27 protein-coding genes are annotated in these 25,298 nt (G+C 43.4%); 4 read left to right on the top strand and 23 right to left on the bottom strand.

Annotated features, from left to right (window positions below; translation table 11 throughout):
* From P6N53_RS08825 to P6N53_RS08730, 20 genes are all read right to left on the bottom strand, one after another.
* Positions 1-1,194, bottom strand: a complete 1,194-nt coding sequence (locus tag P6N53_RS08825) for a histidine kinase (RefSeq protein WP_304542474.1) — start codon at positions 1,192-1,194, stop codon at positions 1-3.
* 299 nt (positions 1,195-1,493) lie between these two features.
* Positions 1,494-1,787: an ethanolamine utilization microcompartment protein EutM gene (gene eutM, locus P6N53_RS08820; protein ID WP_304542473.1), complete on the bottom strand. Its 294-nt coding sequence runs from the start codon at positions 1,785-1,787 to the stop codon at positions 1,494-1,496.
* A 20-nt stretch (positions 1,788-1,807) separates the two neighbouring features.
* Positions 1,808-2,449 (bottom strand): phosphate propanoyltransferase, encoded by a 642-nt coding sequence (locus tag P6N53_RS08815; protein ID WP_304542472.1) that lies wholly within the window; start codon positions 2,447-2,449, stop codon positions 1,808-1,810.
* 2 nt (positions 2,450-2,451) lie between these two features.
* A complete protein-coding gene (locus P6N53_RS08810) occupies positions 2,452-3,936 on the bottom strand; it encodes an acetaldehyde dehydrogenase (acetylating) (protein WP_304542471.1) in 1,485 nt (494 codons plus the stop codon).
* Positions 3,937-3,989: 53 nt separating this feature from the next.
* A complete protein-coding gene (locus P6N53_RS08805) occupies positions 3,990-4,622 on the bottom strand; it encodes a BMC domain-containing protein (RefSeq protein ID WP_304542470.1) in 633 nt (210 codons plus the stop codon).
* Between the two features lie 14 nt (positions 4,623-4,636).
* Entirely contained in the window at positions 4,637-5,314 is a 678-nt protein-coding gene (locus P6N53_RS08800) for a cupin domain-containing protein (RefSeq protein ID WP_304542469.1), read from the bottom strand.
* A 43-nt stretch (positions 5,315-5,357) separates the two neighbouring features.
* On the bottom strand, positions 5,358-5,906 hold the full coding sequence (locus P6N53_RS08795; protein ID WP_304542468.1) for a BMC domain-containing protein: 549 nt from the start codon (positions 5,904-5,906) through the stop codon (positions 5,358-5,360).
* Positions 5,899-7,236, bottom strand: a complete 1,338-nt coding sequence (locus P6N53_RS08790) for a 4Fe-4S dicluster domain-containing protein (protein ID WP_304542467.1) — start codon at positions 7,234-7,236, stop codon at positions 5,899-5,901. Before P6N53_RS08790 ends, P6N53_RS08795 begins: the two co-directional genes overlap by 8 nt.
* A gap of 21 nt (positions 7,237-7,257) precedes the next feature.
* Positions 7,258-7,518 (bottom strand): EutN/CcmL family microcompartment protein, encoded by a 261-nt coding sequence (locus P6N53_RS08785; RefSeq protein ID WP_304542466.1) that lies wholly within the window; start codon positions 7,516-7,518, stop codon positions 7,258-7,260.
* Positions 7,515-7,826, bottom strand: coding sequence for a BMC domain-containing protein (locus tag P6N53_RS08780; protein WP_304542465.1), 312 nt, complete (start codon positions 7,824-7,826; stop codon positions 7,515-7,517). The genes P6N53_RS08785 and P6N53_RS08780 overlap by 4 nt, the downstream gene beginning before the upstream one ends.
* 19 nt (positions 7,827-7,845) lie before the next feature.
* Complete coding sequence (eutJ, locus tag P6N53_RS08775; protein WP_304542464.1) at positions 7,846-8,688, bottom strand: ethanolamine utilization protein EutJ; 843 nt, start codon at positions 8,686-8,688, stop codon at positions 7,846-7,848.
* Positions 8,676-9,353, bottom strand: a complete 678-nt coding sequence (locus P6N53_RS08770) for a cobalamin adenosyltransferase (protein ID WP_304542463.1) — start codon at positions 9,351-9,353, stop codon at positions 8,676-8,678. The genes eutJ and P6N53_RS08770 overlap by 13 nt, the downstream gene beginning before the upstream one ends.
* A gap of 84 nt (positions 9,354-9,437) precedes the next feature.
* Positions 9,438-9,893, bottom strand: coding sequence for a EutP/PduV family microcompartment system protein (locus P6N53_RS08765; RefSeq protein WP_304542462.1), 456 nt, complete (start codon positions 9,891-9,893; stop codon positions 9,438-9,440).
* Complete coding sequence (gene eutS / locus P6N53_RS08760; protein ID WP_304542461.1) at positions 9,890-10,243, bottom strand: ethanolamine utilization microcompartment protein EutS; 354 nt, start codon at positions 10,241-10,243, stop codon at positions 9,890-9,892. The genes P6N53_RS08765 and eutS overlap by 4 nt, the downstream gene beginning before the upstream one ends.
* 28 nt (positions 10,244-10,271) lie before the next feature.
* Complete coding sequence (cutD, locus tag P6N53_RS08755; protein WP_304542460.1) at positions 10,272-11,246, bottom strand: choline TMA-lyase-activating enzyme; 975 nt, start codon at positions 11,244-11,246, stop codon at positions 10,272-10,274.
* 217 nt (positions 11,247-11,463) lie between these two features.
* Positions 11,464-14,007, bottom strand: coding sequence for a choline trimethylamine-lyase (gene cutC / locus P6N53_RS08750; RefSeq protein ID WP_304542459.1), 2,544 nt, complete (start codon positions 14,005-14,007; stop codon positions 11,464-11,466).
* Between the two features lie 53 nt (positions 14,008-14,060).
* The gene (locus P6N53_RS08745; RefSeq protein WP_304542458.1) at positions 14,061-14,201 is read right to left on the bottom strand and encodes a hypothetical protein; all 141 of its coding nucleotides are present in this window, start codon (positions 14,199-14,201) and stop codon (positions 14,061-14,063) included.
* An 11-nt stretch (positions 14,202-14,212) separates the two neighbouring features.
* Positions 14,213-15,718 carry an acetaldehyde dehydrogenase (acetylating) gene (locus P6N53_RS08740; RefSeq protein ID WP_304542457.1) on the bottom strand — a complete coding sequence of 502 codons (1,506 nt, stop codon included), beginning with the start codon at positions 15,716-15,718 and terminating at the stop codon, positions 14,213-14,215.
* 55 nt (positions 15,719-15,773) lie between these two features.
* Entirely contained in the window at positions 15,774-16,064 is a 291-nt protein-coding gene (locus P6N53_RS08735) for a BMC domain-containing protein (protein ID WP_304542456.1), read from the bottom strand.
* 33 nt (positions 16,065-16,097) lie between these two features.
* The gene (locus P6N53_RS08730) at positions 16,098-16,394 is read right to left on the bottom strand and encodes a BMC domain-containing protein (RefSeq protein ID WP_304542455.1); all 297 of its coding nucleotides are present in this window, start codon (positions 16,392-16,394) and stop codon (positions 16,098-16,100) included.
* Between the two features lie 329 nt (positions 16,395-16,723).
* On the opposite strand from P6N53_RS08730, the gene P6N53_RS08725 reads away from it, so the two are divergent.
* Positions 16,724-17,638: a choline kinase family protein gene (locus P6N53_RS08725; RefSeq protein ID WP_304542454.1), complete on the top strand. Its 915-nt coding sequence runs from the start codon at positions 16,724-16,726 to the stop codon at positions 17,636-17,638.
* Between the two features lie 24 nt (positions 17,639-17,662).
* On the opposite strand, the gene P6N53_RS08720 is transcribed toward P6N53_RS08725, so the two are convergent.
* The gene (locus tag P6N53_RS08720) at positions 17,663-18,220 is read right to left on the bottom strand and encodes a 2'-5' RNA ligase family protein (protein WP_304542452.1); all 558 of its coding nucleotides are present in this window, start codon (positions 18,218-18,220) and stop codon (positions 17,663-17,665) included.
* 356 nt (positions 18,221-18,576) lie between these two features.
* Between P6N53_RS08720 and P6N53_RS08715 the strand changes: the two genes are divergently transcribed.
* The 3 genes from P6N53_RS08715 to P6N53_RS08705 all read left to right on the top strand — a co-directional run bounded on the left by P6N53_RS08715 (position 18,577) and on the right by P6N53_RS08705 (position 22,341).
* Positions 18,577-20,052, top strand: coding sequence for an aryl-sulfate sulfotransferase (locus tag P6N53_RS08715; protein WP_304542451.1), 1,476 nt, complete (start codon positions 18,577-18,579; stop codon positions 20,050-20,052).
* Positions 20,053-20,115: 63 nt separating this feature from the next.
* A complete protein-coding gene (locus P6N53_RS08710; RefSeq protein ID WP_304542450.1) occupies positions 20,116-21,528 on the top strand; it encodes an SLC13 family permease in 1,413 nt (470 codons plus the stop codon).
* Between the two features lie 102 nt (positions 21,529-21,630).
* Complete coding sequence (locus P6N53_RS08705) at positions 21,631-22,341, top strand: Crp/Fnr family transcriptional regulator (RefSeq protein ID WP_304542449.1); 711 nt, start codon at positions 21,631-21,633, stop codon at positions 22,339-22,341.
* On the opposite strand, the gene P6N53_RS08700 is transcribed toward P6N53_RS08705, so the two are convergent.
* Together P6N53_RS08700 and P6N53_RS08695 are read right to left on the bottom strand one after the other, a co-directional pair.
* Positions 22,315-24,225 (bottom strand): diguanylate cyclase domain-containing protein, encoded by a 1,911-nt coding sequence (locus P6N53_RS08700; protein ID WP_304542448.1) that lies wholly within the window; start codon positions 24,223-24,225, stop codon positions 22,315-22,317. The two genes, P6N53_RS08705 and P6N53_RS08700, sit on opposite strands and share 27 nt — an antisense overlap.
* 137 nt (positions 24,226-24,362) lie before the next feature.
* The gene (locus tag P6N53_RS08695; protein ID WP_304542447.1) at positions 24,363-25,298 is read right to left on the bottom strand and encodes a DMT family transporter; all 936 of its coding nucleotides are present in this window, start codon (positions 25,296-25,298) and stop codon (positions 24,363-24,365) included.

Raw genomic sequence — 25,298 nt, 5'->3', positions numbered from 1 at the left:
CTATCGCCTCGCATTGGGTTTGGTGGGAATCGTAATGGTGACGGTACTTCCACTATAGTCTGATTTTGCGATTTTCAACCCGTAATTTTCTCCGAAATATCGCTTCAACCGCTTGTCCGTACTGCGAAAACCAATCCCCATTTTATTTTCCGATTGTTGTATGCTTTGTAAGACTTCTTTGGGAAAGCCATTACCATTATCCATGACATAAATATTTATATCATTTTTATACTTTTCCGCATAGATTTTTATCTTGCCCCCATCCCTTTTGGGAGTAATGCCATGGATAAGGGCATTCTCAACGATGGGCTGTATGATCATATTAGGTATTCTATGGGGCTTGATTTGGTCAGGTATATCAATCTCATATTCCAATCTATTCTTATATCTTATTTTTTGTATATAAAGGTACTTCTCTATATTGTCCATCTCCGCTCCGATGGTGTGTAGCTCATCGTCTTGTTTTAGATTGTACCTCAATAAATCCGAAAGGCAGTAAATAAGTTCTTCCGTGGTATGGGATTTTTCAAAATAGGCAATGCGTGCTATAGAGTTTAGGGTATTAAATAGGAAATGCGGGTTGATAACTAGGGACATATTTTTTGCTTCCAGGTCAATTATCTTTTTTTCCAGCATTTCTTTTTCTATAGAAAGCCTTGCAATGGCCTTATCTGCACTATTGATGCTTTGAGAAAAGTCATGGGAAATATTTTGTGTAATATGGTTGCAAATTTGTTCATGGATGTCTATTTTATTTTCTTCAACGGTTTTTATAGCAGCTATTGATTTGGCTATAAATTCAGGTTCAAAATTTTTTCCCTTGGCCAGGGACATTATATCAATTAAGTACTTCTGATATTCACTATCTGATACATAAACCTGGGCTCCAACTATATACCCTATGGTTTGCTGGTTAATTTCCACTGGTAATATAATGTTTGACAGTCCGTAGCGACAGTTAAATCTGCCTCCACTGCCAGACTCAAGTTTTGCTGTATAGTCTGAGCATATTCGCCCTTCATCTTCCTGGCAAATAAGTTTGCAAAAGTCGGGAGACGGATTAAACTCAAGAAGAATTTTTCCACTTGCATCTATAAGCTGCAAGGAAATATTAGATAGGGATAATAGTCCGCTATAGCGGGAGTACAGGTTGGAATCCGTTAATTTTTTTAATATTTTGTCAGAGTTATTCATGCTTTTGTCAATAATCCTTTTCTATGTTAGATTCATTGCTGTTTTAACTTCCTGCTGCCCCTTAGCATAACATTCTGCCCCTAATAACAAAAAAGAATCAACCACTGTTCCTACAGTAGTTCAATTCATCAAATTCAAAAGCAACCTTATTATACACCACCATTATAAAACAAAAATTTCTTACGATCAATCCTTAACCCTAGCATAACTAAAGGGTAGTATACGCAGTTTCCCGAGAATAGAGGAAGGTCAAAACCTCAAATTGAGATTTTGACCTTTGACCTATGCTGTCTTATTTTTTATAATACTTCTTTTTTAGCTGCAGGTAAAATCATTTCTACATCGCTGTGTGGACGGGGAATAACATGAACGGAGATTAGTTCTCCAACGCGCTGGGCAGCAGCAGCACCTGCATCGGTTGCTGCTTTAACAGCACCTACATCGCCCCTTACCATAACAGTTACCAGAGCACCGCCAACTTTTTCGTAGCCAATCAGTTGAACATTAGCAGCTTTAACCATGGCATCAGCCGCCTCAATTGCTCCTACCAGACCTTTGGTTTCGATTAATCCTAAAGCTTCAGATTTACTCATTTTTGTTTCCTCCTAAGATTTTATTTTTTTATCGTTATTGTTGAGGTTGGTGCAAGATGCATTGCATTCGCTTCTTCTGTATCAATATGAAATTCAAGGGCTGAGGTGTTGTTTGCCCTAATGACGACGTTGGAGTAGCTTCCTCCCCGCAGTCCATCAATTTGGATGGTTACTATTTCGCCATCGGTTACACCAAAATTTCTTGCATCTTCTAAGGTCATATGAATATGACGCTGGGCAATCAAAAGGCCTTTGTTGAGATATATACTTCCCTTGGGACCAATGAGGGTAATTCCCGGAGTTCCTTGCAGGTCTCCAGACAACCTCACAGGGGCGGTGATGCCAAGTTTGTAACAATCAGCCTGAAGTATTTCCACCTGGGACTCGCTTCGGGTTGGCCCCAGGATGCGAACTTTTTCTATGGCACCCTTGGGTCCCGCTATGGTTAGGGTTTCCTTACAGGCATATTGCATGGGCTGGGATAAATCCTTGACCTTTGTCAATTGGTATCCTGGACCAAACAGGGTTTCCAAGTCTCCCTGGGAAAGATGGATATGTCGGTTAGATATTCCCACGGGTATAGTGTCGACTTCCTTTTTTAAATACCCCCCCTCTTTGATTGCTTCCAGCAGAAGCGCTGCTAAAGCGTCATATTTTCCCACTTTTAGTTGTCACCTCTTCTTTTTAGTAGCGAAATGACTTCATTCACAACATTCATAAGCTGATCTTCACTGATGGCACCAGTGCTACCACCCTGTGCCCCACAGACTGAATGGGAGGGAGCTGTATTTTCTGTGAAGTCTTTAATTCCATAGGCTACACGTTTAATGTTAATCAAGTGCCTTGGGGTTACATTATCGGAAGTGGCACTTCCACCCCAGGTGCCGCAACCCAGTGTAAAGGCTGGTGCTAATCCTGTGCTTGCCCCTACACCACCCTGGGTGGAGGCTGTGTTGACCAAAATCCTGAATACTGGTTTTTCAGCAAACCTCATGGCCATTTCGGGATTTTCTGTGTGAATAGAAAGGGTATGCCCGATGCCGCCATTTTTCAAGAGTTTAATACAAAGTTCGCAGGCTTCATGCCAATCCTTTACTGTATAAAAGGCCAGTACGGTGGTCAATTTTTCATAGGACAGGGGGTATTCTGGGCCAACTCCCTGCTGCTCACCCAGCAGAACCTTTGTTCCCGGAGGAACGGCAATGCCTGCAGTCTCTGCAATTACTGTTGCGGCTCTACCTACCATTTTTGCATTCATGGCATGTCCCCGGACAAACAGCTTTTTAGCTACCTGGCTTGTTTCCGCGGCAGTCATGAAATAGCCGCCCTGGCGCTTAAACTCTTCAATAACCTGTTCACGAATGCATTCTTCAACAATAACTGCCTGCTCAGAAGCGCAGATGGTACCATTGTCAAAGGTTTTACTAACGAGAATATTTTTGACCGCTTTAGTAATATCGGCAGTTCTTTCTATATAGGCCGGAACGTTGCCGGGGCCTACGCCCAATGCAGGTTTCCCCGCACTATAGGCAGCCTTTACCATGGCTGAGCCGCCTGTGGCAATGATCATTTCCACCTCGTCACATTTCATAAGCTCATTGGTTGCTTCCTTGGTGGGCTTTGAGATGCAACCAATGATGTTTGCCGGTGCACCGGCAGCCACCGCAGCATCGTTCATCAGCCTGGCCGCTTGCAAAGTGCATTTCAGGGCCGAGGGATGGGGAGAGAAGACAATGCCGTTTCGGGACTTGATGGCAATAATAGCTTTGTAAATAACCGTTGATGTGGGGTTGGTTGAGGGAATAATCCCCATGAGCAGCCCTACCGGCTCAGCGATCTCCTTGATTTTGTTGACCGGGTCGTCACTGATGACACCAACGGTTTGCATGGGTTTAATAAATTTATATAGTTCTGTGGAGGCAAAATGATTTTTGAAGGTTTTGTCCTCCACTTTACCAAACCCGGTTTCTTCAACCGCCAGCTTTGCCAGGGAAACAGCATTCTCCTCGGCTACCTTGACCATATTGCAGATGATTTTTTCGATCTGCTCACTATTAAATTTTGCAAGTTGAGTTTGAGCCTCTTTAGCCTGACGGGCAAGATTTCTGGTCTCTTGCACTGATTGCAAATCAAAATCAAAGGTTTCCACGTTACTCTTCCTCTCTACAACTGACTTAACTTATTATTTAAGCATTAAAGCTGCTATTCACTCCCCCGCTGGTAATATCTTTTTAGTTCCTGTATCAGTAATTCTTTGTTTGCCTTGGATATGGCTCTGCCTGCTACTCCAAGTCCTTTGTATTCCCTTGCCAAATTCCTAAGCTTTACCACGGAAAGGGCTTTCAGGATGTCTATACTTTTCTCAAGGCCAAATTCCTGTACGAAAGCATCCACTCCCTCTTTGTGAAGCTGGCTCGGCATTATTTGTACCGGCCCGGTGCTTTCCTTTGTGGTTTTGTCCTCTACTGTGGATTCTGATACAGTAGCATGGCTTTCCTGGCCCTCTCTCACCTTGTCGGTTTCCTTTGGTACAGGTCCCGGTTGTTCCCTAATGGGTTCCGGCCTTGTTCCCACCATGCTTCCCATCTCCTGGTGTGGTCTAGCTATTACATGATGGGAAACCAAGGATAAGGGAGAAATCTTTTCAACGGCTGTTACACCTGCCTCGACGGCTGCTTTAACGGCTCCCACATCACCAGTTATGGCAATAGTTACCAGTCCGCTGCCTACAAAGGTTCTCTCCAGCAGTTCCACTTGCGCCGTTTTGAGCATGACATCCGCACATTCAATAGCAGGGAGGAGTCCTCGTGTCTCAATTAGTCCAAGAGCCTGCATAGCTTACCTCCCTATTATTGTGCCATTAGATCAGCCCAGTTTGCCGGGTAAGTTACATAAAAGAGCTTCACATAATCCGGGGAACTCCAGGTTACCTTGGAGTCCTTGGGTATGAAGAGAACATCCCCCTGGTGGGCATGATAAGTCTCTCCGTTGATGGTAATGGTCAGGCTTCCCTCGAGGATAATATCAATCTCTTCATAGGACAATTCCCAATCAAAGCTGGATTTTTCAATTGTCAAAAAGCCCGCACTCATTTTAGAGTCATCTTTACTGATCACTTCACGGTAGGTTACGTTGGCATTGGGATCTCCAGTGTCAAAGGTCTCCTGTTTGACAGTTCTGCCCCGGACAATTTTTAGTCCGCTTTTTGGCTCACAATCTGCTCGGAAGGGTATTTCACCTGATGAACCTGGGATATTAGCCAGGAGCCTGCTGCCCAATACTGCCTTTACAACTTGGTAAATCATTTCAGGATCAATTTCTTTTTCCTGGCTATCTTTCTTTGGCAGGCTACAGTCTTTAACTGTGTGGTTTCCTGCAGCGGATGAGTCTGTAGAAAATTCCAGGCCCAATTCCTTGGCTAAATCCTTAGCCGCCGGTGTAATAATGGTATGGCAGTCAACGCAGAATATCTTTTGCCCCTTTTCTGCCGCCGCTTCTACCTCCTTTACACAAACGAGTTTTTTCAAGATAGCACCTCCTTTGGGTCAAATATGGCATACAATTGTAAGCTTAGAGCAAGGTTGCCCACAATTTGTCGGATGGTGATGGAATTACTTCTGTATCTACCAGTAAGCCCTTTTCTAAAACAATGGCCTTTCCGGCTTCAACAGCTGCCTGGACAGCAGCAACATCTCCGGTAAAGGTGAAGTAGGCTTTGCCACCTATTCCCCTACCCAACCGTAATTCTAGAGCTTGTACGTCTGCTGCTTTAAGGGCTGCATCAGCGGCAATAATCATAGAGGCCAGGGAAAAGGTTTCCATGATCCCCAGTGCCCCGATTCCATCCGGCATGGTGGTGGCTGTGATAGCCGGGAAAACATCCGGGTGGACATTGGGAAGAATAAAGCTATCTACTAAATATTCTCCAGCGGATTCGATGCCTGCGCTAATTGAGCTTTCTACAGCGGCAACGTCTCCTTGGACAATGGCGACATATTTTCCAGGACAGACAGAAGTTGCACTGAACACTTCAACGAAGGCCGTTTTTAACATCAGGTCTGTGGCATAAATTCCCCTTGCAATACTCGAAAGTTCAATCATACCTATTGCCCTATACATACGAACCCACCTTTATCACAATAGAATTATCCGAAACCTCTGTAACAGTTCCCGAGAAGCTGGCATGAACCGCCGCCCCTAGGCTGTTGTCCGGTATCTTTCCAATCAATTGACCGGCGTTTACCTGCTGGCCTACAGCCACAACGGGTACGGCCGGAGCGCCAATGTGCTGACTTAGAGAGATGCTAATGCACTCGGGTCTAAATTCCAGCTTGGTCACGGGAGCCGGTTTATCAAAGGACGTTAGACCAATTTTGGCGATTAGACGTTTGCTTGGAATCAGGCGATATTCCCTGGCTTCCCGTGGTTTGAACTCAATCTGAGTAGGTTGATATCTTATGCCCTGCTCCGCCAGCTTCTGCTTATAAAGAACATTGACAGTCTTCGGATGAAGATTAGCCTGACAGGAGTATAATTCACAGGCGTTACATTCACAGCATAATTGGGCAATCTTTAGCTCGCTGACGTCTTCTAAATTGTAGCTCAGGGCACGCATCATTTTATGGGGCTCTATATGGTGACCCAGCAGGTACCTGGGACACAGGTCGGTACACATACGACATTGTTCACAGGCTGTTCTGCTGACAATCCTTGCTTGGGGAATGGTCACTGTCTTTTTGCGAATGAGAAAGTGATCCTTTTTAAGCAGTACATAGCCCTTGCTTTTTTTAGTGACATAACCGTCCACACTATTCATAACCCGGCCCATCATGGGGCCACCGTCTATGACAGCATAATCATCCAAATTTTCCACGCCGCATTGTCTGATTACTTCCCGGATGGGTACACCCACAGGAACTTTAAGGGTCATGGGCTGGGGAATATCCCCGGCAATGGTCAGGTAGGTTTCCGTAACTGGTTCCCCGGCCATGGCACGGTATATATTTAGAGCCGTTTCCGAGTTGATAACCACACAGCCCACCTTCAGGGGGATGGATGCTTCGGGAACAATTCTTTTGGTTAACTCGTGAACCAAAACCTGTTCATCACCCGCAGGGTAAATATCCCGAAGCTCCATTACTTCCATGTAGTTTGCCAGACCTAGGGCAGCAATTCTTTCCTTCAAAAGGGCAATAACCCTTTTATGTTTGCCCTTGATACCTATGATGGCTTTACCAGCTTCAATATATCTTCCAGCAGCCTCCAGCCCTCTGATAATTTCCTCTGGAAACAGCTCCATCAATTGCTGATCTACCCTTAGCAGAGGCTCACATTCTGCTCCGTTAAGCAATATATATTCTGCCTTAGCAGTTAGTTTGGCGTGAGTTGGAAAACCGGCTCCTCCGGCCCCGATAATTCCTGCATCTTTGATTTGGTTAAGCAGTTCCAAGTTCTTCCACCCCCAGATTTCTTAAAAGGCACAATCTTCGTCGATGATCCCTACAATGACAGCATCAATGGGCACATCGTCCCGATCCAGCATTTTACGGGCTGAGCTGCCGGTACAAACAAGAACTCTCTCGCCAAAGCCGGCGCCAATGGTATCGGCGGCTATCAGGAGACGACCGGCATCAATACCACCAAGTACTTCCACCAGCATAAATTTCAGTCCCCTGAGGGAATCAGCCTTTCTTGTTGCCCAAATATTATCAATTACCTTTGCCGCTATCATAAGGTCTCACCTTCTTTTGCTGCTCTAAGCTTATATTTTATCTCTGCCATTGCCGCTTCCACCGATGCTGTGTCGCCGAAAATGGCAAGCATAATCAGGTTTTGGGGACAATGCCCTTTAATATCCTCCACTACCACTCCGGCGGCCTTTTCTGCGATATCCGAGGCAAAAACCATGTCAATCAGCCGCCCCTGAACCAGCCCCACAGCATCATAATTGGCAATGGGGGTTGTTGAAGGGGAGCCTTTGCGCCGAAAGAGAATATCTAATGTCCCCTTAGAGGGAGATTTTATTATTCGATACTCCATGTGTAAAAATCACCCCTGCCTAAAGGATTTCCTGGGTACAGTTAAGTGCAATGCCCAATGGTGTTACAAACATGGGGTTTTGCGGTTTATAGGTGGGAAGCCCCGTTTGTTTGGCGATAATATCCTCAATGCCCTTAAGGCAGCAGGTTCCACCTACCAGATATATTTCTTTTACTTGGTAATCAGCTATTTGGCGACTTATAATGGATGATACCTTCTCAACCACCGGTTGTAATACGGGAATCAGCTCCCTGTGATTTTTAGCATCCCGCTTATATTGGTCGGCATCTTCAAAGCTCATTTTATAGGCTCCGGCAATGACCAGTGAAAAGTGTGTCCCACCTGTAGGTTCATCGGCCACATAAATCACTTTGCCTTCCCTGAGAATGGCAATCCCCGTAGTGCCACCTCCAATATCCACTATGGCGCCGTCATTAATCTTAAGAACCGCGTTGGCAGCCGTAGGTTCGTCCAACAGGTTGGTAATTTCAAAGCCTGCCCCCTGCACCACATGCTTGATAGCTCCCGAGTCCAGGCTAAAGGTTCCCGGCGGAAGGGCCGCTGCCGCATAAATCAATTCTGTACCAAGCTTCTGCTCCAGTTCTTGCTTTAGCTCTCTGACTATCCGAATGGCACCGATATAATCCACCACCATACCATCCTTGACAACGCTGGCAAGTCGATATGCCCCTGCGACGGGCTGGTAATTTTCATCAAGGACTGCCAGCACAATATAGGCTGTCCCAAGGTCAACACCGGTGTAATAAACGGAGGATTTATTCAATATGGGTGTTTTGACGACTTTCTCAAAGTCACTCACAAGTTGATCGCAATATAGAAAAGCTGGATTTATCGTTTCCATTTTTCCCCTCCCAGGCACTCCCACATCATCATGCAGATAATATTAATAATCAAATTTATCTTATTAACCAAATCCTGCCGTGAGCAAGACTGCTTCTCTTCGTTCCAATAGGTTTCTAAAATGGCCGGCTCCACCTCACCCAGGGAGGCACGCAGGTGATTTAGCAGGGCAAGTTCTTTTCCTTTTTCCAATCCCAAATCAAATTGTCCGGTGTTAACATATTCTTCCAGATTTTCAGAGCGTTTTTTTATTTCCTCTTCCGTCCATCCCCAAAACTGAATGTTGCATGGAGCTGTTCTCTCAAGTTCAGCCTTTCTTACATTCCTAAAATATCGGCCTAGGGCCATGACTTCTTCCGACAGCACAGCATCTCCGGAATGTAAAAGTTCTGAGGCGGTTAGAAAAAAGGTTGCTTCTATGCGGTCCATGCTTCCACGTAATCGAAGGGTAGACCAACTTTCCTGTTGTTCCAATTGACTTGACTGATCCGTCTTAGCTTCCACAACTTCACCTAGCTGGGGTTCGGCCTGTACCAGGGCAACCCGCCTGTCTACAAGAAATTGCCTGGCTCCCGGTGTAATCTTTGTATCCGGTTCTAGAACATACGTAACAAAAGGGTTTGTTTTATATATTTCCCTCAGTTCCATTTCGGTGACGAATCTCATTGCCTCACCTACCCTTCCGGAAATCCCATTGGCAAATTTGCCATGGATTAGCTTAGCTGCAAAACCAAATATATATGAAGAATCTCAATTACTCTGGCTGGATTCTTTTTTTCTAGTTAAATAATCTTTCAAGTCACCCACCCCTGTATTATCCTTTAAAGAAATCTGGAAGTAGGGCTCTACAATCCCAATTCTCTTCAGCTGCTCAATAGCCAGCCTGGCATTTTCCGGAGCCAAATCTAGCTTGGTAATTACTCCGATAACCGGACAAGTAAAGGTCTTAGCAAAGCCGGGCGGATATACTTCAATGGGTCTTGCTTGATCTACCAGCATTAGCACCAGGTATGCTGTTTGCGCTGTGGCAATCAGATATCTATACATAGAAGGGTTTTCAATGTATGACCCCGGCGTGTCGATGGTATTTTGTCCGTAAATAACATCCTGGGTCTTTTTTAAGGGTCTGACCGCAGCATTTAAAATATTGGCCAGGGTGGACTTGCCCGATTGGGTTGGCCCCACTATCATAATCCGTTTTTTCATGTCCGTGTGATTTTAGCAGGGGTGAAGCCTAACAGTTTTTCCAAGGTATCATTGATGGCAATCATTGCTGCCTCAACACTTGCCACATCACCGGATATAACCAGTGACCCTGTAAATCGGTCAAGAAATCCAATCTCTACCCCTGATGCCTTTGTGGCAATGTCCGCTGCTATAATTGCCGTTTCACAGGGAGTGAGGGTCGATATTCCAATGGCTCCCTTTTCCTCAATACCCAAGCGTTCATAGATGTCCTGCACGGGCGAAGCTATGATATGGGCCAGTGTAACTTGCTTGCCAGGCACATATTCCTGAATGATACGTTTTCTGTCAAATTCATCGGCTACACTCACAATAAGCCTCCCCTCTGCCATAGGCTATTTAATGTCTGATAACCTTAACCTCTACGTCATAATCTTTAATAAACTCTTCAATTTTAGCTAGCTCTTCTTCTTTAAAACTTAGGTCTTCCGTAATAGCATATTTCATGTCCAACTGCTTGTATTTGTTGATACCCAATTTATGATAAGGCAGTAAATCAATGCCCTGGAAGTTTTTATGACCTTTGAAGGGACGTAAAAACTCAAGGGTTCTGCCAATGATGTCCTTACTGTCATTCAAGCCCCTTAGCAGGGGCATTCTGACCTTTACTGTAAATCCACGGTGTATTAGTTCTGTCAGGTTCTCAAGAATACGCTCATTGCGCACTCCGGTATATTCATAGTGGAGGTCCGGGTCAATTTGCTTGATATCATATAGAAACAAATCGGTAAACTGAGCTATCTTAAGCAAAGATTCCAGCTTTGCATATCCACTGGTTTCAATGGCCGTATGAATTCCCATCCCTTGGCATTCCATCAGCAGGTTGGTGGCAAACTCAGGCTGTGCGGTCACTTCCCCACCCCCAAGGGTGACTCCTCCACCTGAACTCAGGTAGAAGAGTGCATCTTGTTGGATGATTTCCAGCACCTCGGAAATGGTTTTGTCAAGGCCCACAACGGAAAGTGCCTGTTTAGGACATGCTGCTTCGCATTTTCGGCAACCTACACAATCAATGCTTCTGTATATTTTATGTCTGGATCTTCCCTCTGATTGTGTGTCTTCCCCATGCTGGAAATAATGTATTTGGACGGGACAAACAGAAATACAGCTGCCACAATCTACGCAAAGCTCTTCTTTGTACATGACCTGATATTTTCTTTCAAGGCCCTCGGGATTTGAACACCACTTGCATCTTAGGGGACATCCCTTGAAGAAAATCAATGTTCTTATGCCCGGCCCGTCATAGATGGAGTACTTCTGGACATTGAAGATTCGCGCCTTCCGCTCTATGATATTTCTGCTTTCTGTGCTCATAATGTCCACGTCCCTTATTAAATGCCTTGAATAAGCTATTTCTGACTCCAGTGCCTTCATAATCTGTTCAACGCAGGCTTTATCAACAGTGGAAATCTAATGAAGTATTCTAAACCTCAGCGGTAATAAATCAGCCATGATGCAAATCATTTTTTATTTATGGAATATCTGAAGAATTAACCAAGCTTCAGATATTCCTGGCTAAACTCAAATTCTATTAGAAATGTTCCAAAACGGTTCTGCTTATAATCTCATCCTGTACTTCCTTGCAAAGTTCTACGAAGTAAGCACTATAGCCAGCCACACGGATAATTAAGTCTCTATACTTTTCAGGTTCTTTTTGAGCCTTTTTCAGCACTTCATTATCAACATAACTGAATTGCATTTGGCCGTTGCCAAGAATGGATGCAGTCCGCAGCAGGGTAATCAGGCCGTTTTCCCCTTCTGGGGTTTCCAAGATGCCCTTCAACAGTTTGAAATTGTGCACCATTCCAATATTCATGGATTCGTTGCTAAGTTTGCTGACTGATTTAATAATGGCTGTTGGTCCCAATTTGTCGGCACCCTGTGTCGGGCTAATTCCGTCTGACAGTGGTGTCCAGGCAAAGCGTCCGTTGGCTGTTGCCCCTGTAATTTCACCGATGGGGGTATTGTTGGAAATAGAAAGTGTGCCATGGGTGAAATAGGAATATAACATTTTAAAGGAGTTGTGAACCCTCTCGGTCCAGGTGATGAGTTCTGCCGCAATTTCGTCAGCATAGTCGTCATCATTCCCGTATTTAGGCGCATTCAGACAATCGGTCCGAAGGGCTTCATAGCCTTCAAAATTAGCATCTAAAGCATCCCGAATCTGCTTCAGGGTATATTTCTTTTCCTCAAAGACCAACTTTTTAATGGCAGCCATGGAATCAGCATAGGTTCCTAAGCCGGAGAAAATAAGTCCCGGTCCGAAGTTGATCATGGCTCCGCCATTTGTAACGTCGGTACCTTTTTCCATACATCCTTCTACCAGCAGTGACATCAGGGGTTTGGGTACAAGATCCCTGTGCACCCGCTGGCTGACAATGGTTCCAATGGCAGACAGGCGGATAATATGTTCAATTTGCTTTTTGCAAGCAGCATCAAATTCTTCATAGGTTTTGATACTGTCAAGTTCACCTGTATCAAGGCCTTCCATGGTTCCGCGCCACTTCATTACGCCGCGGTTCAAAACAAATTCTATGGCAATTGGCCACTGGGTATAGCCGGTGGATGTCCACTGGTAAATTCGACCGGACTTCTGGGGTTCCACACAGCCCATGAGGCAATAATCCCGTGAATCTTCAATGGAGAAGCCCTTGGCCAGCATCATTTTAATATGGGTATCATCAAAGTGGCAGGCGGGGAAACCAAGGCCTGCTTTTACAACGTCTACAATCTTCTTCAAATATTTTTGCGGTGACTTATTGTGAATCCGGCAAGCCAGGGACGGTTGATACATCTTGGTGAAGCGAACGGCATCCATAATTAGATAGGTCAGTTCATTGGTTGCATCGCCACCGGTTCTTTTTTGCCCGCCGATTGTTAAATTAATAAAGGGTTGGTATCCGGCAAAATACTTTGCCCCCAGCTCACTGGACAGCCACATAACCTCAGAACATTTAATAATAAAGCAGCTCAGCAGTTCAAAGGCTTCCAGCTTGTTCATCCGTCCCGCTTCCAGGTCAGCTTTAAACATGGGATAGGTATATTGATCCAGTCGACCAAGGGAAATACCTGTCTGGTTTTCTTCCACCACAAATAAGGATTCCAGGATCCAGACTGACTGAAGTGCTTCCTGGAAGGTTCGGGGTGGGTTAGCCGGCACATGGGTCAGCACCTCAGAGATTTTGTATAGTTCCTTCTGCCGGATTGAGTCATGCTCCTTGTCCGCCATTTCCCTTGCATAGTCAGATAACCGTTTGGCATAGGCCAAAATACCATCGCAGGTCTCAATTTCAGCTTTATAGAAATAAATTTTATCCAAGTCATCAGGATTCTCCATGGACAACTTGCTCAATCTTTCAACGGCTTCCTGTCTGACACCATTGATACCTTTTTCAATCAGGATGACATCATATCCAGGGCAGGTGTCACCGCCACCGTTTACCTGATGATAAGATAGATCACTGACAAAAGATTCCCCTGAGAACGACCATACACCGGCCTCTTCGTACTGCTGCTGGCAAACCTCATCCACACTCTTGCCTTCCCAGTAGGGGAAAATCTCTTCCCGTAAAATCCTCTTGTCCTCTTCACTTATCTGAAAGGGGTCCTGGGGTCTGGTTGACATGGTATCCAGCTCATCCCGAATCCATCTCCAGGCAATATCCGGGGATACAGCACCGGCTCTTGGTTTGCCACAGGGATGCCCAACGATCAGTTCATCCTTTTGGATAACTAGGGGAGCTGTCTCACAGGCTTTTCTGAAACACTTGGCCCGCAGAAGAATCTTGGGCAAGCCGGCATTCTCCTTGGTCACTTGGGTAAAGGCCTGGGCCCGATAGATACTAACACTTGGCTTGGCCTTTAAATAATTTGCACGGAGACGTTCCAAGCGAGGTGTTAATCCAGTTATTTCTCCCTCAAACACAGGGGATTTGGCCTCAGTGCTGCTTACAGGGCTGTTGGTGGCCAATTCTTTGGATATCCCCTGAAACAGCTTCATGATGGCCGCCGTTTCCTCCGGGGATAAGTGTTTTGTTGCATCGGCAAATCTATTGGAAAATTCCTTAATATCCAACTTTTATTCCTCCCTTACTTCTCACAGTTAGGACTAGCAACTCAATTGCTCATTTAAAATGCTTTATGATAAATATTCATTAAATCTTCTCTGGATGGTTGCTGGGGATTGGGTGGGTGTGCATCGATCTCTTTAAGGAATTCCATGGAACCTTCGTTAAAATAAATTTTTGGTTTAATGACAAACTTCTTCATGCCCTGTCACCTCAAATCTTCTCCCCATTAAGCTGCTTAAGTAATGCTTCTAGCAGCTCATGTAAGTCCTGGACACTATCTATAGAAACCTGCTTAGCCGAACAACCTGTCCCAATAGCTGCAGTTCCTACCTCTGCCCGCACGCCGCTAGTTATATCCTCCAACTGACGCACGCCATAGCCAACTTTCCTGATATTAATCAAGTTCATCGGTGAGATATTATCTGAAGTAAGTCCGCCCCCTGCTGCGCCGCAGCCTAAGGTCAGTGCGGGGAAGAGATTTGTTGTGGCTCCTATCCCCCCCAGAGTGGCAGGAGTATTTACCAGCACCCTTGACACTGGTTTTTTCAGGGCAAATTCCTTGATAACCTTTTCATTTTTTGAATGAATGACCAGGGTATGTCCCCTGCCCTCATTTACCAGCAGCTCTATGCATTTTTCACAAGCATTCATCCAGTCCTTTTCAACGTAAAAGGCCAGTACCGGACAAAGTTTTTCCCTTGAGAAGGGATTAGTGGGGGACACATACTTTTGTTCGGATATTAATACTTTAGTATCCTCCGGGATAGAAGCGCCAATCATCCGGGCCAAATCTATGGCAGATTTGCCAACGATTTCTGGATTTAAACTGCCATCCCTACGAAAGAAGTACTTGCTGAGCCTCTCAGACTCCAGTGCTGACAGAAAATAGCCACCATTGTGGCGGAGCTCTTGCCTTACCTCATCAGCGATGCAGTCCTCTGCTACAATGGACTGTTCCGAAGCCGAAACAATTCCATTATCAAAGGTACGGCTGACTATGATATCCGCCACCGCCTTTTTAATGTCTGCAGAACGTTCAATAAAGGCGGGGCCATTACCCGGGCCACCATAAATGGTCGGTTTTCCCGATGTATAGGCCTCCCTAACCATCTTGGGCACACCGGTAATCAAAATAAGGGACGTGTCTTTATGATTCATTAAAGCGGCTGTACCTTCCACAGCCAGTGTTCGCAAATATCCTATGGCCCCCGGGGGCATCCCCCTTTGTTCCGCTGCCCTGATTAATATATCCAGCACCTTGGCAATGGTTTTTTTGGCCTTAGGATGGGGAGAGAAAACAATGGCATTACCGGATTTGATGGCAAGTAATGTTTTATATATAGTAGTGGATACGGGATTGGTTGAAGGGGGCAGGGCCACAATCACTCCAACGGGCACTCCTATATCCATGGTCTCCTTTTCTTTGTCTTCGCCAATAATACCGACAACTTTCATATCCCGGATTTTTTTATATAAAAAATCACTGGCAAAAACATTTTTGATAAACTTGTCCTCCCATTTACCAAATCCCGTTTCTTCATGGGAAAGAACAGCTAGCTCTTTGGCATATTTAACTACCGTTTTAGCCATATGCTCGACAATTTTATCTAGTTTTTCCTGGGGGAAAGCAGCCAAAACCTTTTGGGCCTCCCGGGCATTTTCCACAAGAATCCGTGCCTCTTGGACGGAGAGCAAATCACTGTCAATTCTATTCATATCTTCAGTCATCCCCTCTTTTCACCCGATAATAAAGGGGTACATCAATTGCCTTTTACCATTCTATAACGTATTTAGCGATAATCTTTTGAATGTCCCCGTGGGGTCTGGCAATTACCAGGGAGCTATAGACCTTGCCCACCTTGCTGGCCTCTTTGATGCCGGCATCTACTGCTGCCTTCACCGCTCCCACATCACCACGAACTACGACAGAAACTAAGCCGGAGGCCACGTTTTCATAGCCAACCAATTCTACATCTGCAGCCTTACACATGGCGTCCGCAGCCTCTAGCACTGAAACTAGACTATAGGTTTCTATGAACCCTAAAGCATCATTTTGGTCCACCTGGATTCCCCTTTCCTTAATTGTCAATGTTCTTTACTCATCTATGTCATGTTTTGAGACAATCCTGCCTACCCGGCTTACAGGACGCGGCATGACATGGGAGGCTGTCAGTTCGCCGATTGATGCTGCCGCTGCTGCACCACTTTCAACAGCCGCCCTCACTGCAGCCACATCACCCTTTACCATGACTGTGACAAGCCCGGAACCCATATTTTCATAGGAAACAAGAACGACATCCGCAGTTTTACACATAACATCAGCAGCGTAAATGGCAGGAACCATACCTCTTGTTTCAATAAGACCCAGTGCTTCTTCGCCAAAGTATTTCATTGGAATAACTCCTCTTTTTATAGATATAGGCTCAAAGTATTATCTGTTTTTTTGTTTTAAAACAGCTGCTAACTGGTTAGATAATTTGTTTGATAATTTGTTACTTTTATCATATCTCATGGAGAAAAAATTTTTTTGAAGTATCAATAGCTATAGTTTGTATTATTATCTCTAGTAAATTTTACTTATTGCACAAAGATGTTTTTATTGAACAATCATGACAAAAGTTCAAGTTTTGTTAATAAACTTAACACATTGATTTTGTGGTTTTTTTTTGCTAAAGTAAGTTAACACTAATCTTAATAACCATAACTATTGGAGTCATATATATGAGAATGGAAGAATTAGTTCAAGAGAAGCTGCGCTATGCTTTTCACGATGAAAGCATTGTATTTGACAAATCCCGCTTTGCCGGCGGGCTCACCAATTACAACTACATAATGAACATTAAGGGCATTGACTATGTGATTAGACAACCCGGCGGCATGACGGAGCAGATTATTGATCGGAAGATGGAAAGGGTCAATAATAATATAGCCTCGGAGTTCGGCGTAAACTCAGATAGCATTTTCTTTGATCAAGACAGTGGAATTAAAATAAGCATATATATTAAAAACAGCCAAAACATGGCTCAGGCAGGACCTGGCTCAGCTATTAACCTGGAATCAGTTTCTGCTTTAATGAAAAAAATCCACTCTTTTCCAAAGGACTTTTCAAACTGTTTTGATTGGCAAGCAGAGCTGTCCAAATACGAGCAGATTATCCGACAACAAGGCGGTAGCTTTTTCTTTGATTACACTACCCTTAAGGATAAGTTAGTCTCCTTTATCCAGAATAATATTAAAAGTACAATTTTGACACCCTGCCATAATGACACCGTGCCTGAAAACTTTATTATTGACGATACTGGCAGAACCTATCTTATAGACTGGGAATATTCCGGAATGAATGACCCCTGTTGGGATGTGGCCGCCTACATCCTTGAATCCAAACTATCCGAGGAAGCTATTAGCCACTTAGTTCAAAGCTACTTCGGCCATCCACTAACCCCTGTGGAAGATATTAAAATTAGAAGCTTTATAATGGCCCAGGATTTATTATGGACGGTCTGGGCTCTAATCCGGCATTATAACGGCGATGACTTTCTGGAGTATTGTTGTTTCAGGTACGAGCGATTTAGAAAGAATATTAAAACCATAAGCAGTTTACCCAATTATCCCATTGACAGCATGGTCAAGGGTTAAAAACAAAAACAATGCCTCAACTCTTTATTCCACAAGGGTTGAGGCATTGTTTTTTCCCAACTCAATTTCAAACAAATAATCAATGGGGTCTAAGGACACTATTCCTATAGATTTAATAGTAACCTCGATGGGACTAAACTCCTTCAGGAGTTGCCCAAGAACATTTGGTATGGCTTCCTCGCTGGTCTCCGTTGATAAAGTGCAGTGGGGATACCATGATTGGGGCTTATAGTAATCCCAGCTCTGGTCTTCATGGTCTTTAAACATATCGTGAAAATTACGATGTATTTGGAATAAGTCATCCGTTAGATTGGGGGTTAGAAATATCGTACCTTTGTTATTTGGAAAAATACCAATTTGCAGAAACGTTAACTTAAAGGGATCAACGTCCCTTGCAAGGAGCTTTAACCTCCCTTTAGCTACTTGCAAATTAAGATCCCGGTAAATAGCCAAGGTAATATGGGGTCTGCCATTGTAGCAAATCAGGCACTTGCCCTTGCCCAACTTATCTAAAGCCGCCCATATGTCCGTTATGTAGCTTTCCGCCTCTTTATTAAAATAAAGATTTACGGCAAATGTCATTAGATACCTCCCAGTGGCTAATTTATCATGCCACAAATATAGCACATGTTATAAATATAGACAAAATATAACACAGGGGAATGTGTAAAACTAGTCTTTATTAGTAGTAATTACATCCTTTTTGTTCGCTAAGACTAGCTCGAACATTCACAAAGGTTCACTAATACCTTTAAGATGTTTTGGTAGTTACTTCAATAATTATTTTCTCAAAGCTTGTGAAGTCTTTTTCTTTTTTAAAAGTTGTAGTACAGACTACCAACCCCTTATCCCGATATATAGTAGAATCAAATCAATTAAGTACACCTAAACAGAGCAAACATTGTGAAAAGCAAAACTATAACAAGGGGGAGTCATTTATGGGTTTACCAACAATTCATCCAACGGGTACTACAATTTATAATCCCGAGAAAGCCTTTAATGGTTACACCATTTTTCAAGCCGCTGAGCTGGGAGCCATGTTAATTAACATGAATGGCAAAGAAGTTAAGCTGTGGAAGGGACTGCATGGTTTTCCAAACAAAATGCTGCCCGGTGGTTTTGTACTGGGACACAGCGGGGCCAGGGACTCTAGATTTGGTTACCAGGATAACGTTGATTTAGTACAAGTGGATTGGGATGGTAATGTTGTTTGGAAGTTTGACCAGTACGAATTTATCGAAGATCCAGGCAATGAAGGTCGCTGGATGGCCAGGCAGCACCATGATTACCAAAGGGAAGGTAACCCGGTGGGTTACTATGTGCCAGGCATGGACCCCAAAACCGATGGTGGCAACACTTTGATTCTGTGTCATAAAAACGTTTATAACAAAAAAATAACCGATAAAAATCTATTGGACGATACTATCATCGAGGTGGACTGGGCAGGCAATATTATTTGGGAATGGAACTGCAACGAACATTTTGATGAATATGGCTTTTCCCAAGCCGCAAGGAACGTTTTATTTAGAGACCCCAACATGCATGATTGCGGCGGCGGCATGGGGGACTGGATGCACATAAACTCCATGTCTACTCTAGGGCCCAATAAATGGTACGACCAAGGTGATGAAAGATTCCACCCCGACAATATCATTTGGGATGCCAGAGAAACTAACATTACCGCCATTATCAGTAAAGAAACAGGCAAAGTGGTCTGGAAGCTTGGCCCAGATTTTCTTGCCGCAAAAGAATTGAGAAAAATGGGTGTTATTATTGGTCAGCACCATGCCCACATGATACCAAAGGGTTTGCCAGGGGAAGGGAATATTCTTATCTTTGACAATGGAGGCTGGGCAGGCTATGGACTACCTAGTGAAACCTCCCCCTATGGCACCAAGGCCTGCCGTCGGGATCATTCCCGGGTATTAGAGATTGATCCTGTAACCCTGGAGGTTGTTTGGAAATATACCCCTACCGAGGCAGGGCATTTAGAGCCTTTCCATTCCCATCATTTTTACAGCCCCTTTATCAGCAGTGCCCAAAGATTGCCAAATGGCAACACTTTCATCACTGAGGGTTCGGGCGGCAGACTGATTGAAGTGACCTCAGACTACGAGGTAGTATGGGAATACATTTCTCCCTATTGGGGTAAAGAATTTAAACTAAATATGGTGTATCGCGCTTACCGCTTGCCCTATGATTGGGTGCCTCAATTGGAAAAGCCCCAGGAGGTTGCCATTGAGCCGGTAGATGTAACCACCTTTAGAATGCCCGGTGCTGCACCCCTTGGTTGTGATGATGTCATTGAGGTTGCGGGCACATTAGGTTATCAAAGGATTGATGGTTTCTGCGTTACAACGGTGGACGAAGAAGAAACTACTAAGGATGACGATGACGGAGTAATTCGCATTTAATGACTCAAGGAGAGGGCCAAAAGCCCTCTCCTACCTAAAATTTGTTAGATGGAGGGTTGAATTATGCCAGAAACCATGGTAGATAAAACCCCAACAATATTGGAAGCCTCTGATAAAAACAAGAAACAAATATTGCTTTGGGCCATTACTATCACATTACCCCTTGTATTGATGCTTGTGCCAATAAATGAGGTTTTCACACATCAAATTAGATTGTTTTTGGCCGGGACATTATTTGCCATATTGTTATTTGCCTTTGAGCTGCTGCCACAGTTAATTCCCTCTTTGTTATTGCCCATTTTCTATGTTGTTTCTGGAGTTGCACCCTCCACCGCTGTCTTCGGACCCTGGGCAACTACCATACCCTGGATGTTCTTGGGCGGAATATTGTTGGCAAATACTTTAGATAGTATCGGTTTGTTAAGAAGAATAGCCTATTGGTGCATTATTAAAACCGGCGGTACCTATAATGGCATTTTATATGGCATTATGTTTGCCGGAATTATCTTAAACATCCTTATCCCTGCCCAGGCAGTGATTCCTATGGCCGCCTTTACCTATGGCATATGTAAGGCCTTAAACTTAGGAAAGTCCAAGGAGTCGGCCGGCATTATGCTGACGGGGGCTTTTGCTGCTCTGTTGCCGCTATTCTTTTTCTACAATCCAAACTTTGCTATAATTATCGGTGTTGCGTCATCAGTCCACTCCACACCAATTACCTGGCTACAGTATTTTATTCAAAATATTCCTAACATCCTTTGGTGCTTCTTAATGGTATTTATAATATCCAAGGTGTTTAAACCTGACCAGCCCATTGATTGCAAGGATTATTTTTCAGGAGAGTATGGTAAGCTAGGAGCTTTAGCCTCCGGTGAGAAAAAAGCCATCTTTGTTACTTCATTATTAGTTATCTTTCTAATCACCGGCGGCATTCATGGCATTGATATTGGCTGGGGCTTTCCTTTAGCAGCAATTTTATTATATCTGCCTGGCATCAATATAGGTACCGAAAATGATATTAAGAGGATAAATTTTTCTCTGCTCTTTTTTGTTACTGCTTGCATGGGTATCGGTGCGGCAGCAAACATACTGGGTCTTGGTAAGATGCTGGCGGAGGCGGTCCTGCCCTTGATGTCTTCAAACGGAATCTACGTCACCATTGGCCTGGTTTGGCTCTTGTGTGTAGTCAGTAACTTTTTATTGACCCCACTGGCTATATTTGCAGCCTTTACCGTCCCACTTACTGAAGTGGCACTTAAGTTGGACATAAATCCCATGGCCTTTTACTATACCATCTTCCATGGCTGTGACCAAATAATCATGCCCTATGAATATGCCCTTGTATTAATATTCTTCTCCTTTGGCCTAATTCACTTAAAGGACTTTATAAAAATCTTTAGCATAAAGATGCTATTAAACCTAATATTCCTTTTGCTAATACTCGTTCCTTATTGGAAATTCATTGGTTTGCTTTAGGAGGTTTATACTGATATATTAATACTTTAGCATGGAATTATAATTCCATGCTTTTTCCCATATTTTGTTAGGAACCAGAATCTACTCAAGGGGTGTATTTTTATGGTTTATAATAGAAACGATTATCTTTCAACATCGCCCTGGTTAAAATCACAATTTTTAGGTGGTGCCCCATTAAATAAAGAAGACATTGACTTTCTTACTGAAATTGGAGCTAAGAAAACCTATACAAAAGGGGCTGTACTTTTAGACATGGGTAACAGGGGTGATAACATGTTCTTTTTGCACCATGGAACGGTTCGCTACACCTTATTAAGTCCGGAAGGCGTAGAAAAACCCGTTATTTATGTCACTCCTGGAGGTTTCGTGGGAGAGGAAGCCTTTTTTCACAAACAACCCACTTCCTATAATGCTATCGCCATGGAGTTTGTTGAGGCTACAATCATCAATTACAGGAGATATTGGGATGTTGTTTCCCGACCGGGGATTGCACATATTATTTTAAAATCAATGAGCATTAAGGCTCGGATACTAGCAACACAAATAGAAGACCTGGCCTTTCGCAGTACTGTGGAAAAGGTTGCCCGACTGCTTTACTGTTTGCTGGCCGAAGGGGCTACCGATATTAAAGCCAAGACTGAAAATATTGGTGTTACCCACAACGAACTGGCCTCCCTTGCCTGCGCCCACCGAGTATCCGTTAGCAATGCCATATCCGAATTAAAAAAGGAGGGTCTTATTTCTATTGATAAAAATGGTTCGATTACGGCTGAGGATATAAAGAAGTTAAGAGTCAGGGGTTTTGGGGTATAATCCCACTGCACAGATCCTGTTTCGTCCTTTTTGTTTAGCTTGGTAAAGGGCCTTATCTGCCTCGTCTAAAACCTTCTTGATACTGGTCTCATTTTTATCGGTCACCCAGCAGACTCCTAAACTTATAGTCACATATTTCGAAACCTCTGATAGACTATGGGGTATGCATAGGCCCTCTATCCTTTGCCTTAATTGTTCGGCAAATGCTGCTACTGCTTCTTGATTTTTTCCTTGTAGAATCAGCACGAATTCCTCCCCGCCGTAGCGGGCTGCAAAAGCACCATTTTCTAGGGCATAGGCGTATAATGCCTGGGCTACTTTCTTAATACAATCATCCCCGTTAAGATGCCCATACAAATCATTGAATTCTTTAAAGAAATCTATATCCAACATGATAACCGCCAAATGAGTTGAATTTTTTGGTGCTAATTCTTTTTCCTGTCCCATGACCTCTTCAAAGACCCGGCGATTTGGAATACCTGTCAATCCATCCAAGGTAGATAAACATTTGAGCTTTTCATTGGCTGCTAATAGTTCCTGGGTTCTGTCATTTACTGTTTTCTCTAGATTATCATTTAAAGCACGTATATTCATATACATGGACTTATTCTCTTCAGCCAGCTTTTCTATCTGGGCAAAGGCCTGAACATAACCTCTTAGCAGTATATAGCCTTTAGATATGATGAGTAGTACCAGCCCATAGGTAAAAATATTATATGTTTTGACAACACCGTAATTTAATAAAATATCATTAATACCAGACACCAAAAAGATTAGTCCGGTAATCGACAGAGGAAAAGCACCCTGGATTTTAAGAAGGGCTGCTTTAACGATGCAACAGTAAACATATATGCCGCTTAAAACCAAGGGTATAAAGTAGATGAGCAACAGGTTGTCGTATACTTTGTGAGGGGCGGTCAATACAAAGAGGGCCAAAAGGGGCAAGCTCCATTGCCAAAGTTTTTTAAACCTTTGGTTTATTACGCCATGGAACAGTTCTGAAAAAAACACAAAAATTATTGGTACTCCCAGGTAGCTAAAGGCAGCTTCAAGCCTATTGCCGATTGCCCAATCAAAATCAGATATAAGGATTGAAATTACTACTTCGTTTATTAGTAATGAACGTAATACAAAGAACATACAAATGATTGCAAAGTAAAGGGCAACCTTCTCACTTTTGCGCAAAAAATACAGCCCAAGGTAAAATAGTCCTGTTACAAAGACTGCTCCTGCTAAAAACATATCTCTAATGACAGTAAAGTTTCGTTCCTTTAGCAATAACTCTTTGCTGCCAAAATAAATGGATTTGTTTAAACCCCCTCGGTAATATTCAAAATTAGCAACTTGCAATACTAATTGATTCTCATTTTGCTGTATTGGCAAACTAATTACACCCGGTTCTCTGGTAGCCCTTACCAATTCCCTTGATGTCCCTATTTCCCCGTTGTCAATAACCAGTTCCCCATTCCACCAGAGCTTGTAGGCGGAATATACCGCCGGCATTTTTAGGGCAATCCCAGTCTGAACATTGGAGGAGTTAATCACTAGACGAAAAGTTCCGTAACCCTCAGGGGGTAATTTTTCTCCATTTATAACTGCATTATTCCAAAGTCCGGGAACTTGAAGGTAATGGGTAAGTTCTTCTAGTTTACTAGCAAATTCAGCCGGACCTATTATTTTCTGCCAGTGAAATTCCCATTCACCATCAAGCTTTATTATTGGGCTATCATTCCATTTCACCTCATCTAAGTTCAGAACCCCTTTGGAGACATAAAGATGCTCAGCCTTGTTGGAAATACCTGTTCCACACCCTGCAATTAAACCTACTACTAGAACCAGCAAGACAAGTATGATAGCCTTCTTATCTCTGTGTTTACCAGTCATTTTGACCTCCAGGCATAAAACGGTGTAGATATTGGTAAATATATAATTATTCTGCAATTTTATCGAATTTTCCTGCAATAAAAAAACATCGAAAGCATATACTCTCGATGCTAAGCGGCTGTGGGAAATGTGTATTTTTAACACTTTTCAACATTAGTACTACTCAGTTGCCTTCTTTGAACCAATCCATCCATATTAACCACTATAATGGCAAAAAAGGTTAACAATCCCCCAATTAGTTGAATGGGAAGTACAGCCTCATTTAAAATGAGAAATCCACAGACCACTCCGATAACGGGAACTAGATTTAGATAAACTGTTGTTATGGCAACATCCAAATGCTTTAATGCGTACATATATAATATATAACAGCCAACAGAACAACAAAATGCCAGGAATAGGATATGCCCCAATGTTGTTAGTGAGAATAATCTCCATTCTTGATATTCTAATAAGGATAAGGGTATCAAACATAAAGTACCATAGATTGTTTGATAGGTGGTCATGCAAATTCCAGAGTATTTTCTTTGGAGAGATTTATTAACCAGGGTATAAAAAACCCAGCACAGCATGGCACAAATCATTAACAGGTTTCCTTTAAAATTTGTTGAGCTAAAATCAATCTGCCCGTTGGCAGTTACCGACAGGTATGTACCTACTATAGCGATTAATGCCGCCAGCAATTTCAAAGTCGTTAGCCTGCTTTTAAAAAACAATACATCTAGCAGTATAGCAACAAGTGGGACAATGGTGACAATGAGCGATGCATTGACAACTGTGGTTAATTTTATTCCCAGGTTTTCAAAATAAAAGTAAAAGGTAATACCTAACAGCCCTCCTAACACCATCTTCGGCCTGTCCCTTTTATCAACTTTAGACGTGGGCTCAACCTTTTTAAGCAGCAGACCAAGGGCGACAGAGGCGATGATAAATCGCACAAGGGCCAGGGTAGTAGGTGGAACCTCAGCTACCGCTATCTTCGTACTTATAAAGGAAACTCCCCAAAATATTACCGCAATGGCTATGGCTAGGTTGGCCAGCAAGTATTCCCTATTCTTAATATTTATCTTCAT

Source organism: Desulforamulus aquiferis (assembly GCF_030577015.1).
Classification (GTDB): domain Bacteria; phylum Bacillota; class Desulfotomaculia; order Desulfotomaculales; family Desulfotomaculaceae; genus Desulfotomaculum; species Desulfotomaculum aquiferis.
The sequence above is the reverse complement of the archived record's forward strand: the minus strand, read 5'-3'. Positions and strand labels throughout refer to the sequence as shown.